Raw genomic sequence first — 13075 nt, forward strand, 5'->3', positions numbered from 1 at the left:
ATGTATGCATGAGCGATACAAGCATGCAGCCTGCCGCGGAGCGGGTTTATGAATTGGTCAAAGAAAGGATCATCGACGGCACCATCGATTCCTCGCAGATGCTGTCAGAAGCCGCACTCGCGGCCGAGGTTGGGGTCAGCCGGACCCCGGCCCACGAGGCTTTCCTGCGCCTGGAGCTCGAGGGCTTTTTGCAGCTTTATCCCAAGCGCGGCGCGCTGGTCGTGCCGATTAGCCCCCAAGAAATCCGCGAGGTCTACGAGGCGCGCCTGCTTGTCGATGCCCACAGTGCCGAAAAGATCTGCGAGCTGGGTGAGGCGGAACGTGGGGGCATCGCCAAGCGCCTGCAAGAAAACATTGCGGCCCAAGACGCCGCCCTGGATGCCGAGGATCTCCGCGAATACACGCGCCTGGATGCCCAATTCCACCAAATCATCATGGATAGCGCCGGCAATAGCCTGCTGGCCAACGTGGGCCACCAGCTGCGCGAGCGCCAGCAGCGTTTTACCGCCACCGCCATCGGGCGCAATGTGGCGCGGGCTCGCGCGTTCGTCGATCAGCACCGCGTGCTTGCCGATGCCCTCCTCACCGCCAACCTGCCCGCCTACCTTTCCGCACTCCGTTCGCACCTGAAGAATTCGAAGGATCAACTATGAGTCAGGACACCACTAATCGCGACTGGTTACCCGTCGCAGGCAGCATGGTGGCCGTTGCCTGGGGCGGCAATGAATTTACTCCCCTGCTCGTGATGTACCGCGAGCAATCCCACTTCTCGCAGGTCACCGTCAACGGCCTCCTGGCGGCCTACGTCATTGGCATCGTGCCCGCGCTGCTTATCTCCGGGCCGCTGTCGGACTATATCGGCCGCCGCCCGACGATGCTGCCCGCCGCACCGCTCTCCCTGGCCGGGTCCTTCCTGCTGTCCATCGCTCCCGAAGAACCCCTCATCATCGCCGCCGGCCGCGTGCTGTGCGGGCTCGCCCTGGGCATCGTCATGGCGGTCGGCTCCACCTGGATTTCAGAGCTCATCACCCGCTCCGGCGGCGACCCCGCCGCAGGCCCCCGAAAGGCATCGATGTGCCTTACCCTGGGCTTCCTCATCGGCGCCGCCCTAGCCTCGGTGCTGGCCCAATGGGGCCCGTGGCCCACCCACCTGGCCTACGTCCTACACATCCTGCTTACCGTCATTACCGCGGTGTGGCTATTGAAAACCCCCGAAACCCGTCCACCCCGCGGCGCGACCGTCAAAGACACGTTCCTGGATTTAAGCATCCGCGATATGCTGCACATGCTGCACATCCCATCTGCCGCGCACCGCCGCTTTTCCCGCATCGTGCTTCCCGTAGCCCCCTGGGTATTCGGCTGCGCCGGTGCAGCCTATGCCCTCTTGCCGCAGCTGCTTTCCGATTCCGCCGGCGATGCCCCCATCGCCTTTTCCGGCCTCATGACCGTCATCACGCTGGGCTGCGGCGTTGGCATCCAAATGTTTGGCAAGGTCATTGATACCCACCGCTCCGCACGCGCTTCCGCCGTTGCCATGGCCGTCATTACCGTCGGCACCATCTTCGGCGCCATCGCCGCGCGCACGCTATCTCTCCCGCTAGGCATCACCAGCGCCGCCGTCATGGGCGCCGGCTACGGCCTAGCACTTGTCGCCGGCCTTTCCGAGGTCCAACGCATCGCCGGAAAAGATGACCTCGCCGGCCTAACCGCCGTGTTCTATTCCGTGTCCTATACCGGCTTCTTTATTCCCATGGCCTTTAGCGCCCTTGCGCCCTACATCGGCTTCACCGCGCTATTCCTCATCGGCTCCCTTCTCGCCACATGCTGCCTCATCAACGTGATTCACGGCTGGCGTGCCCACCTGCCCGGCCCAGTGCGCTAACGACCACGCCGCCGGAAATTAGAAATTTTCGGTTAAATCTCGCAGGCGTTGATATTTATCCACCGTCTCCGGAGCTGGTTTGCCGCTAAAGGTTTGTTCTTTCGCTAATCCCCATTCCGGAAGACTCCCTGCACCGTTGAGGGCCCATGCTGCTTGGCGAGCCGCCCCAAGCGCCACATACTCCGCCGGTTCCGGCACGATGACATCGACGCCAAAAATTTCTGGTGCAATTCGTCGCATTGCCTCACTACGCGCCCCACCGCCAGTTAGAAGGACGCGTTGCGCCTTATTTCCGGTCACCGCTTCGACCGCGTTGATAGCGTCCTGCAGGGAACATAGAATTCCTTCGACGGCAGCGCGAGCTATATCTTCCCGGGTAGTCCGTGTCGTCAATCCGGCAAAATGGCCGGTAGCGTCCGGCCGGTTCGGGGTTCGTTCACCGTCAAAATACGGAAGCATCGTTACTCCCCCAGCTCCCGGCTTACCGCTCAATGCCAACTGGGAAAGTCCTCCATGATCCACACCTAAGAGCATGGCTGCGAAATCGAGAACCTTGGCCCCATTGAGAGTACAGGCCAGAGGTAAGTAATTTCCTGTCGCATCCGCAAATCCCGTCACCAACCCAGAAGGGTCATGCACACTTTCTTTGCTGACCGCGCTTACTACCCCAGAGGTACCAATAGAGACACATACATCTCCGGGCCGGAGGTTTAGTCCAAGGGCAGCGGCCATATTATCGCCCGTTCCCGGTGCGATCAATGCCCCGGATTCAGTCTTGCCCACCACTTCATTCGGCTCCGCAACGCGAGGCAGTTCTAGAGCATGACCGATATACTGTTCTGCTAGATTCGGCAAGCTTTTCCGATCCCGTGTCGAATAGTATCCCGTACCGGACGCATCTCCATGATCTGTTGTTTTCTCTTTCCGACCACCCAAATGCCACGTTAAATAATCATGCGGCAATAACACGGACGAAGTTTTTCTGGCATTTTCAGGTTCATGATTTCGCAACCACCGCAATTTTGTACCGGTAAGCGAGGCCACGAGTACCGACCCCACTGTGTCTGCGCACGCTTGCTCTCCGCCGAGCTCGTCGATAAGCTCCTCGGCTTCGCTGGCAGAAGAGGTATCATTCCACAACATCGCTGGGCGTACAACCTCTCCGTTCGCATCCAACGGCACCATTCCATGTTGTTGCCCACCCACGGCGACAGCATCGGCACGGTCGATCAACCCTGCTGTAGCCTCCTCCATTGCAGTCAACCACGCCTGTGGATCCACCTGTGTACCGTCAGGATGGCTCGCTCGGCCACTATCTACGATTTCGCCCGTGACGGCATCGACAAGCAATGCCTTGCAAGATTGAGTCGAGGAATCAATTCCTAGAACATAAGTCATGTGCTTCGCTTTCGTTACTTAGGACAGAAGAAATGGCGTTGGCACCGTAGGCTCTGGCTTGGGAGTTTCGACCCAGTGTAATTGCGCTCCGGATGATTCTAACTGTTGGCGCTGCTCTTCTGTCGTATTCATATCCATAACAATGTGGTCAAAGTCAGTCAGTTTCGCGACGAAATGCATCCCTGAGTTTGCAAACTTCGAGGAATCACTGACTAAAATCCGGCGCGCGCCCAACTCGAGAAAGGCCGTTTTAGTCACGGCCGCATCCTCATCCGGGTGACACAGTCCTGCTTTCGTGATGCACGTTGTGGAGACAATGGATACCGTCGCGTTCAGACTTTTCAAGGCTCGGACAGAAGAATTTCCCAAAAATGAATCCGTAGCGGCGACATACCTACCTCCAACACCAGTCAAGGTCACCTCCGGCGCTACTTTGCTTACTTCTTGCATTATATGCAAAGAATGCGTTATGACCCCTGCAGGTTTGGTTTCCAGCAAAGAACGCAAGCAGGCTTCTGCAGTCGTCGAATCATCCAAGGCAATTATCTCCCCAGGCTCAACTAAACTGCGGACTTCCTTAGCCAGCGCTGTTTTTATCTCCTTATTGGTAGTCCGCCTGATGGCGACATCCCTTTCGATGAAATCACTATCCACCGAGCGGGCACCGCCCCAAACACGGCTCAGCTTTCCGCTAGCTTCCAGCTCTGCAAGGTCGCGATGGATGGTCATCGCACTCACATTAAACCGTTCCGCCAAGCTCTCGGTGCGAACTGATTTCTCTACTCGCAGTGTGTCCAGTATTCCAGCGCGCCGCGCACGGGCACCCATCTTTTCCACGTAATCCCTCTCTCCGCGACCGAAAAAATTAACATTACATGTGCTAATTATTAGCAGACTTTCCTCATTTTCAACATGATTGAACAAACAAAACATCATTAAGTTTGTAAAATTCCATATTTCCAAGGACTCTCGCCCTAAAAATGTTGACGTTTGTGGATTTGATGTTAGTTTATGAAATACAGATCACATAAACGCTCTTGCCTACCACAGCTCACTAGTTCGGGCAGAGTTGAAATAAGAAACGGAGAACCCATGGCAAAACAACCACTTGTGGACCGCCTTGGTTTGCCAAGGCCACTGGTTTGGGGCTTCATCGGCTTAACAATTTTCATGATTGGTGATGGCGTTGAGACCAACATCTTGGAGCCTTTCCTCTCCAGCGAACACGGTTTCAGCGTCTCCCTTGCGGGCACCCTCGTAACTGTCTACGGCATCGCCGTGGCAATTGCTGCCTTCTTTGCCGCAGCTCTGTCCGACCTGTGGGGTCCACGCAAAGTCATGATGCTCGGTGCCGCTATTTGGATATTTTTCGAACTCATCTTCCTGCTTCTGGCATTGACCACTAGCAATACAGTGCTCATCTTTTTGTCGTATGGGTTACGCGGTTTCGGTTACCCGCTATTCGCCTACGCTTTTTTGGTCTGGATTACCGCGGTATCTCCTGCCAAAAAACTAGGAACAGGCACGGGCTGGTTCTATGTTTCCTTCTCTGCTGGACTTCCCACCTTGGGTGCCCTCGTCGCTACAATTTCCATTTCCTGGTTCAACCTGGATTTCTATCAGACCCTGTGGGTCTCTCTGACCCTGGTCATCATTGGTGCTGCCTGCGCACTTATCGGAGTCAAAGAGCGCATCGGTCGCAAGCCGCTGGTAGAAGATGCTGATGATGTGACACAAACCCTAGGTGCTTCCTTCCGGCTGATTATCCGGAATCGCAAGGCGCGGTTTGTTACTTATATCCGCACCATCAACTCCATTCCTACCTACGCAATGGCGGTATTTTTCCCAGCCTATTTCACCGACGACCTAAATTGGCCCCTGTCATGGTTCCTCATCTTGACCACCGTGATTTACTCCGTGAACCTGCCGTTCAATCTCCTTTTCGGCAACCTCGGAGATAAGCTCGGCTGGTCCAAAACCGTCGTATGGGCCGGTGCGGTCGGCTGCGGAGTCATGATGGCACTGGTGTACTTCGTGCCCATGATGTCAGTCAGCATTGGCCTGCCGGACGGCGTCGGGTTCGCATTGACTCTTGCCTGCGGCGCGCTCTTTGGCGTCACCTTGGCCGGATTCGTACCGCTTTCGCCACTTGCAGTCTCGCTAAATCCTTCTCGCCCAGGTGCCGCGATGGCTGCGTATAACCTTGGTGTCGGTGGCGCCGTCGCTGCCGGCCCTGCGTTGGTGGCCATCTTTTACCCCTTAGTTGGAGCTACAGGTCTCGTAATCATCTTCGTCATCTTATTTGCACTGGCAGCTCTCATGGCGCATAGCCTTCGGGGGACCCAACCAGGCTTTGATGGTGTCCCTGAGCTTGCCGAAGACGAGACTTTTGAAGAAGCCGCGGCCCAAGGTGACGTTCCCCCAATCCAAAAACCATAGGAGTCTTTCATGCACCTATCCACGAATAATCTCAACGCCCTGTCCGCTCAGGTAAAGGTCCCAGACTATGACCGGAGCGAAGTCGCCCCAGGTATCGTCCACTTTGGCGTTGGCGGATTCCACCGCGCGCACCAGGCGCTATACTTAGATAAGCTCATGAGCCAAGGCAAGGCGATGGATTTCGGCATCATTGGAATGGGCGTTATGCCTTCCGATGCCCGGATGCGCGACGCCCTCCACTCCCAAGACTGCCTCTACACCCTGACTGAAAAATCCCCAGACGGTACGGAAGAATCTCGCGTCGTGGGATCGATAATCGATTACGTCTACTCCCCTGATGACCCAGCAGCTGCGGTAAAGCTTCTCGCCGATCCACAAATCCGCATTGTCTCGCTGACGGTGACGGAAGGTGGCTATAATTTCGACCACGTTAAGGGCGAATTCGACCTAAAAAATGAACATGTCGCTGCCGATATTTTGGACTTGCAAAAAGGAGACTTTTCTCAGCTTCGGACCTTTTATGGGTTAGTCACTGCCGCGTTGATTTCTCGCTGGCGCCAAGAAACTGCTCCATTCACGGTTATGTCCTGCGATAATATCCAGGGCAATGGCGAAATGGCGCATCGCATGTTCAAAGCCTTCGCAGGCGCTGTAGATTCCGAATTAGCGGAGTGGATCGAGGGGCATGTTTCGTTCCCAAATTCCATGGTTGACCGCATTACCCCGGAAACAACCGATGCAGACCGCTCGGAAATTAATGAAAAATTTGGCTACGTTGATGAATGGCCTGTTTCCTGCGAGGACTTCACGCAGTGGGTGCTCGAGGAGAATTTCGTCAATGATCGTCCGCCTTATGAAGATGTTGGTGTAGAAGTAGTCGACGATGTTGTTCCTTATGAGCTCATGAAACTACGCCTGCTCAATGCTTCTCACCAGGGCCTATGCTATTTCGGCTATCTCGCAGGTCACCGTCTAGTACACGATGTGATGGCAGATCATCGCTTCCAAGACTTTCTGCTTGCTTATATGGAGCGGGAAGGCACTCCGTCTTTGCAGCCTCTGCCGGGAGTCGACTTGGATGCCTACCGTAAGGAACTCATTGACCGCTTCGGCAATTCGGCCGTCAAGGACACCGTTGCGCGCCTATGTGCCGAATCTTCGGATCGTATTCCGAAATGGCTACTGCCTGTCGTGCGGGAGAATTTGGCCACTGGCAACGCGCCGGTAACCCTGTCGGCGGCAATCGTGGCATCGTGGGCACGCTACGCTGAGGGCATAGACGAGAGTGGTGACGCGATCACTATCGTCGATCCCCTGGCTGACCGCCTGCAGCGCAATGCACAAAGCAACCGCACTGATTCTTTAGCCTTCCTCCGCGACCGAGAAATCTTTGGCGACTTATGCGAGAACTCTATCTTTACCGCTGAGTACGCTCGCGTTCTTGAATCGCTGCATGCCCAAGGCTCCATAGCTACGCTAGATATGCTGCTTTCTGAGCTGGACTAATCGAAAATTCTAAGGAGTACCAATGACTGACACTATGCGCGCTGTGGTAACGACCGGACATGGCGATATCGAAATCAAAAACGTCCCTGTACCCCAGCCGAAGCCCACAGAAGTGGTCATCGAACCGGTAGGAACAGGGATCTGCGGAACCGATTTACATCTAGTAAAAGGTGATTATGTCACTAGCAAGTACCCTCTAATCCTAGGACATGAGATGGCTGGCTACGTCACTAAAGTGGGAGACGATGTCTTGGACATTGCCGTTGGTGATTACGTGGGAGCAAATCCCAATGTCACGTGTGGTAAATGCACATGGTGTAAACAAGAAGCCACCAATCTCTGTGAACAAATCTCGCCAGCCGGCATTATCCAAGATGGTTCGTGCGCAGAGTACGTAGCCATGCCTGCAGAGTTTGTTTATAAGTTATCAGCTGATATTCCCCACCACGTCGCTCCACTGACCGAGCCTCTATCCTGTGTCCTGCATGCGCTCGATCGAGCACCGGATTGGAGGGACCAAGACATGGTTATCTTCGGTGCAGGTTCTATCGGCCTAGTGGCACTTATCGTCGCACTGGATGAAGGCGCTACCAGTGTTTCCGTCGTCGAGCCCAACCCAACGCGTCGCAAACAAGCCCTCAAGCTCGGAGCAGCGCAAGCTGTGGAATCCGCGGCTGAGCTGGAGCGTGATTCCTATGACCTCACGCTCGATGCTTCTGGGCACGCGGACGCGATTTCTGATGCCATTCGCCTCCTTGGTAAACGCGGACGCCTCATCCAAATGGGCGTCGCATCTCCAGATGCCACGATTGACTTCCATCCCATCGATCTCTTCGAAAAGGAAATCTCGCTGATTGGGTCCCAGTCTTTGGCCAATATGTATCCGGCTGCTGCCGAACGCATGGCTTCATTACACGAGAAACTCGGAGATTTGGTCACTGGTACCTTCCCCGTGGATCAGTATGAAGAAGCACTTGAGGCGATGAAGAGCCCAGAACACATCAAGATTTTCATTACTGCTCAATAATTGGACGGTGTCTTGCGGTCAAACCGCGGGGTTACACATCAGCACGTTGCACCATGGAGGACGACGGACTATGAACTGTCGTCCTCTTTTCATTCAGTATTACTATTGCCCATACACATTTTGGTAACGGTTATTTAGGCTTTCGATAGCGTCTTGCGGAATAGGCTTCGGCTCACCTAGTTCTTTGGCCAAGTGCACGGCCCGCGCAACTTCTTCAACCATTACTGCAGCCTTTACAGCCTTTTCTGCATCTGCACCGATGGTAAAAGGTCCATGGTTTTGCATTAACACCGCTGGTGAACGGGACTCGCGCAAAGTTTCCACGATGCCCCGGCCAATGGAATCATCGCCGATAATGGCAAAGGGGCCGACTGGCACTGGACCACCAAACTCATCTGCCATCATGGTCAGAACACACGGTATCTCTTCGCCGCGAGCCGCCCACGCAGTCGCAAAACTCGAATGGGTATGGACAACACCGCCAACTTCTGGCATGTGCTTATACACATAAGCATGGGCTGCAGTATCGGACGATGGGGCACGAGTTCCATCGATGAGCTCACCATCAATATCGCAGACCACCATCGCCTCGGCGCTCAGCTCTTCATAGCGCACACCGGAGGGCTTTATTACAAAAATGTCCTGCTCGCTTGGCTCACCCGAAGGGGCAATGATGATTCGTTCTGAGATATTTCCCGCAGTCCATACCACCAATTCCCATCGCGGCAATTCTGCATGCAGATTGCTTACGCGCTGACGAGTTTCAGCAACCTTAGCCCGTACTTCCGGGTGAAAATCTGAAAGTTGTTGTACCATTGCTTCTCCTTTTTGGTAAATCTGTTTTAGTCTTCTTGAGAATCTATTGGCAGCACTCTCGTAGCCGCTTCCTGCATTTCCAGTCCGGAGACGAAACGGTCAAGGTACGTAGCAAAGCCGTCGATTTCGCGTCGATCTGGTTGACGTACTCGCGTAGCATCATCGCCGCTAAAAATTTCCTCGTTCAAATAATCTGACAGGTCCTTTTCCGAACCCATATAACTCGCGAGAAGGGCGATTCCCCATGCTCCCCCTTCACCGGCTGATTCAGCCACAGCCACTGGTGTCTTTAATGCAGCTGCCAGAAAGCGCTGGGCGACGCCCACGGTGCGGAAGATCCCACCGTGTGCCTGGATAACCTCGACCGAAATTCCCTCTTTTTCTAATAACCGCATGCCCAGGGCGAGGGAGGCGAACACACTGTACAGGTTCGCACGCATCAAATTCGCGAGGGTAAAATTGGCATTTGGAGTACGCGCTACCATGGGGCGGCCTTCAAGTAGGCCCGCTACTGGCTCACCAGCTCGAAATGGGTACACTACTACCCCACCACCGTCGGGCTCACCGCGGAGGGCCTCGGTCAAAATGGCGGTGTAAACATCGTCCATACTGTCAATGCCTTTGGCACCGAAGGCTACCGCTACATCGCTGAAGAGCGACGTCCAGTCCGAAATCTCTTGTGCACCGTTATTACAGTGGACCATTGAAACGGGAATACCCGTTGGAGTAGTAACTGGGTCAATTTCCGGGTAAGCCTGACTCAAAGGATTTTCGTGAACCAGCATTGCGAAAATTGAAGTTCCCACACTGACATTTCCGGTATTTACACTGACGGCATTCGTCGCCACCATTCCGGTACCGGCGTCACCTTCGGGTGGACACAAAGCCACGCCCGATTGAAGATCACCACTTGGATCCAGCAGTTCAGGGTGTTCCAAAACGCCTGCTTCCGCGCCTGCGGACAGTGGAGTCGGCAATAGCGCAGCAATATCATAACCGGTAGTTTCTCGAAACTTCTCTAGGGCTGTTGAATCATATTCACCCGTGTGAGGATCTATGGGAAACATGCCTGAAGCATCGCCGACGCCGAGTACCTTCTTATCGGTCAATTGCCAATGAACATAGCCTGCCAGCGTAGTGAGGAATTTGATGTCTCCTACGTGGGGTTCTTCAGCACGTAGTGCTTGATAAAAATGGGCCACCGACCAGCGCATCGGAATATTGACGCCAAATAAATCGGAAAGCTCTTCTGCGGCCTCTCCGGTATAAGTGTCCCGCCATGTCCGGAATGGAACGAGCTGTTTGCCGTCGACGTCAAATGGCAAGTAACCATGCATCATCGCAGAGACACCCATGCTGCGGAGTCGAGAAAGGCCGTGCCCCGTTTGCTGCTCCACGGTGGCTTTGACCTCTGAGTAGGCGGCACGCAGCCCGGACCAGACATCTTCTAAACAATAGGTCCAGTGCCCCTCGATATAGTCGTTATCCCAGGTATGCGAACCGGTAGCTAGAACCGTGCCCGACTGATTAATCAAACAAGCTTTAATTCGAGTTGAGCCTAGCTCCACGCCCAGCGAGGCTGAGCCGCTGCGGATAGCCTCAGCGAATTCACTTTCGGTGTCCTTGCTCATGAAATTTCTTTCTTGAATGGGGGCCATAATTTCCACCATTCTACGCAATCTCAAGAATACGGATTTAGACATTCCACAGCCTCCTCTCACTGGCCACTCGGACGATGAGAGGAGAGTTTTACTTACTTCTTCGCGACGTTGGCGGTAATCCTGTCGACAACGTCATACGCCTTACCAGGGAATCTCAACCAAGGAGAACTCCGCAGCCAATACCTCGCCGACGATGGTGTCAGCGTGGCGCTGCGCCCACTCCTTCTTATCTTCGGGCACGCAAAGGACCACCGAGAGGCGGTCAGATACGTCAAACCTGTTGTTCGTGCGGGCATCTTGGAGTCCGCGCAAGGCATCGGAGCCGAAAACCGCACAGCTGCCTCTCCACACTCCGCCCACGCCTGAAGAGCCTCCTCACCATTGCCGCCGGCCGTGTCCTGTCAAACCTCGCCCTGGGCATCGTCATGGCGGTCGGCTCCACCTGGATTTCCGACCTCATCACCCGCTCCGGCAGCGACCCGCCGCAGGCCCGTGCCGAGCATCGTTGTGCCTTACCGCCGTGTTCTATTCCGTGTCCTATACCGGCTTCTTTATTCCCATGGTCTTTAGCACCCCTGCCCCCTATATTGGCTTCACGGCGCTATTCCTCATCGGCTCCCTTCTCGCCGCATGCTGCCTCATCAACGTGATTCACGGCTGGCGCGCCCACCTGCCCGGCCCAGTGCGCTAGGCCAAGTCCCGCAACATTTGACCAGACAACACTGAAACCGGAGCACCTCCGCATGGAGGGCTCCGGTTTAGTTACTACTTGGTTCCTAGTCCAGGCTTCAAGCAGCTGTTAATCCGCTAATTCAGGCTACATTAGAACTTGAACAGCGAAAAGAAGTTACGCAGTGGCTGCAAGAAGCGCGCGATGCCAGAGAACTGGTTGAAGAACTTGACAACGCCAGCCACAAAAGCAACCACACCAGCGATTACGCCAAAGGCAGCGCCGAAGTTAGAGCCGCCCTTTTCACCGCCATTGCCCGGAACCTGCGGCTTGCCCGGCTTTTCATCAGCACCACTGCCTGGGCCCTGCGGCTTCTTCTGGTTTTCACCACCATCTTTATCCGAAGCCGGCGGCTTCACCGAATCTTCACCGCCGCCATTGCCCGGGGCCTTTGGCTTCTCCGAGCCTTCACCAGCCCCATTGCCCGGGGCCTTTGGCTTCTCCGACTCTTTACCAGCATCTTTGCTAGGACCCTGGGGTTTCTCCTGGCTTTCACTACCATCTTTACCCGAAGCTGGCGGATTCACCGACCCCTCTTCGGTACCCTTGCCCGGAACCTGACCACTACCGCTGTCAGGGCTCGACTCGGGTTGCGAGTCGCTACTCTCATCAGCTGGCTCAACAGTGACTAAAACAGGTTTATCGATGGGACTATCATAATAAAGTGGGAGGACAGCTATTTTATCGTTAGCCTTTAGCTCAAGCCCTTGAGGAACGTCGAATTCAAAGGTGACAACTTTACCTTTAGGCGTTTCGCCCTCTTCACCAGACTTTTCGTCAAGTTGCAGGTCTTTAGTAGGGTTGATTCCGTTTGGAAAATTAACCTGAATTCTCTTCTTTTCACCTGAGCGCAAAAACACCGAGCCAGTGATTTTCCTAGCCCCCGCTTTGACAGTGTCCACCTTTAAGGGAGAGCCAGTTTGCTCTTCGTCACCAGCAACAACCTTGCTATCAGCGCCGGAAGAATCGTCGTTGGCTCTTACTTCACTAGCAGCCCCGGAAGGCAGTAACTGCTGCAACTCTTCTTCACCAGGAACGGGAGCATTGTCCTTCTCTGAGAGTTCCGTAGAAACCGGCGTCAATTCTTCCGCGCCTAGCTGAGAAGTCTGGTCCTCACTCAATTCGTAGTTTGGCTGCAGATTGTCCGCATCGGTGACATTGATTCCAGAATCAGAATCGCTCCCATTCCCGAATTCCTGTGCGCCGTTGACCTGCTCATCAGATGCCCAGGCAACTGGGGCGACAGCGGTACCTACGAGAGATGCAGAGAGGGCTGCAGAAGCGAGAACACGCTTATTGAGTTTCATACGAACCTTCCAAGGGGTACTACGAACACGGGTTCTATATGCCAGGACATGCTTTCAAGGAATGGAAAGCATGAGCGAACACCGCGGAAAGTGGGATAACACGAACATTATCGTGCCATTTACGTTTTTAAACGCAGGATTAGTAAACCATATTGGTTTCCCGTCTAAAAGTTCCAAACTAGAAAAGTGCGCGAGATCACCCAAATCCCACACTTGTAGCTCAGCGTAACAATTTCCGGCAGTGTCCCCCATGAAACAGGAGCGCCCCCGATCACATCAACCCCCTACAGTATGCACCGGAACAGCACG

At 54.7% G+C, this 13075-nt stretch carries 12 protein-coding genes; 6 read left to right on the top strand and 6 right to left on the bottom strand.

The window, feature by feature from the left end; genetic code table 11:
* Window positions 1–8: 8 nt before the first annotated feature.
* Together HMPREF1267_RS08480 and HMPREF1267_RS08485 are read left to right on the top strand one after the other, a co-directional pair.
* Window positions 9–653, top strand: coding sequence for a GntR family transcriptional regulator (locus tag HMPREF1267_RS08480; protein ID WP_034654123.1), 645 nt, complete (start codon window positions 9–11; stop codon window positions 651–653).
* Window positions 650–1882, top strand: a complete 1233-nt coding sequence (locus HMPREF1267_RS08485) for an MFS transporter (protein ID WP_023028960.1) — start codon at window positions 650–652, stop codon at window positions 1880–1882. Before HMPREF1267_RS08480 ends, HMPREF1267_RS08485 begins: the two co-directional genes overlap by 4 nt.
* 18 nt (window positions 1883–1900) lie before the next feature.
* Here the strand turns inward: HMPREF1267_RS08485 and xylB are convergent, their stop codons facing one another.
* Both xylB and HMPREF1267_RS08495 read right to left on the bottom strand, forming a co-directional pair.
* A complete protein-coding gene (gene xylB / locus HMPREF1267_RS08490; RefSeq protein WP_023028961.1) occupies window positions 1901–3280 on the bottom strand; it encodes a xylulokinase in 1380 nt (459 codons plus the stop codon).
* Window positions 3281–3298: 18 nt separating this feature from the next.
* Window positions 3299–4243, bottom strand: coding sequence for a DeoR/GlpR family DNA-binding transcription regulator (locus HMPREF1267_RS08495; RefSeq protein WP_232215128.1), 945 nt, complete (start codon window positions 4241–4243; stop codon window positions 3299–3301).
* Window positions 4244–4372: 129 nt separating this feature from the next.
* Here HMPREF1267_RS08495 and HMPREF1267_RS08500 point away from each other — a divergent pair, with 129 nt between their 5' ends.
* The 3 genes from HMPREF1267_RS08500 to HMPREF1267_RS12770 are packed head-to-tail and all read left to right on the top strand — an operon-like array spanning window position 4373 to window position 8252.
* The gene (locus HMPREF1267_RS08500; RefSeq protein ID WP_023028963.1) at window positions 4373–5719 is read left to right on the top strand and encodes an MFS transporter; all 1347 of its coding nucleotides are present in this window, start codon (window positions 4373–4375) and stop codon (window positions 5717–5719) included.
* 9 nt (window positions 5720–5728) lie between these two features.
* Entirely contained in the window at window positions 5729–7225 is a 1497-nt protein-coding gene (locus HMPREF1267_RS08505; protein WP_023028964.1) for a mannitol dehydrogenase family protein, read from the top strand.
* A gap of 22 nt (window positions 7226–7247) precedes the next feature.
* Complete coding sequence (locus HMPREF1267_RS12770; RefSeq protein WP_023028965.1) at window positions 7248–8252, top strand: zinc-binding dehydrogenase; 1005 nt, start codon at window positions 7248–7250, stop codon at window positions 8250–8252.
* Between the two features lie 102 nt (window positions 8253–8354).
* Here HMPREF1267_RS12770 and HMPREF1267_RS08515 read toward each other — a convergent pair whose 3' ends face one another.
* The 3 genes from HMPREF1267_RS08515 to HMPREF1267_RS08525 all read right to left on the bottom strand — a co-directional run bounded on the left by HMPREF1267_RS08515 (window position 8355) and on the right by HMPREF1267_RS08525 (window position 11041).
* Window positions 8355–9068 carry an L-ribulose-5-phosphate 4-epimerase gene (locus HMPREF1267_RS08515; RefSeq protein WP_023028966.1) on the bottom strand — a complete coding sequence of 238 codons (714 nt, stop codon included), beginning with the start codon at window positions 9066–9068 and terminating at the stop codon, window positions 8355–8357.
* A gap of 26 nt (window positions 9069–9094) precedes the next feature.
* The gene (locus HMPREF1267_RS08520) at window positions 9095–10771 is read right to left on the bottom strand and encodes a xylulokinase (RefSeq protein ID WP_023028967.1); all 1677 of its coding nucleotides are present in this window, start codon (window positions 10769–10771) and stop codon (window positions 9095–9097) included.
* A 99-nt stretch (window positions 10772–10870) separates the two neighbouring features.
* Window positions 10871–11041, bottom strand: a complete 171-nt coding sequence (locus HMPREF1267_RS08525) for a hypothetical protein (protein ID WP_198012000.1) — start codon at window positions 11039–11041, stop codon at window positions 10871–10873.
* 208 nt (window positions 11042–11249) lie between these two features.
* Here HMPREF1267_RS08525 and HMPREF1267_RS08530 point away from each other — a divergent pair, with 208 nt between their 5' ends.
* Window positions 11250–11420, top strand: coding sequence for a hypothetical protein (locus HMPREF1267_RS08530; RefSeq protein ID WP_023028969.1), 171 nt, complete (start codon window positions 11250–11252; stop codon window positions 11418–11420).
* A gap of 131 nt (window positions 11421–11551) precedes the next feature.
* On the opposite strand, the gene HMPREF1267_RS08535 is transcribed toward HMPREF1267_RS08530, so the two are convergent.
* Entirely contained in the window at window positions 11552–12766 is a 1215-nt protein-coding gene (locus tag HMPREF1267_RS08535; RefSeq protein WP_023028970.1) for a hypothetical protein, read from the bottom strand.
* Between the last annotated feature and the right edge of the window lie 309 nt (window positions 12767–13075).

Source organism: Corynebacterium sp. KPL1824 (assembly GCF_000478095.1).
GTDB lineage: Bacteria > Actinomycetota > Actinomycetes > Mycobacteriales > Mycobacteriaceae > Corynebacterium > Corynebacterium accolens.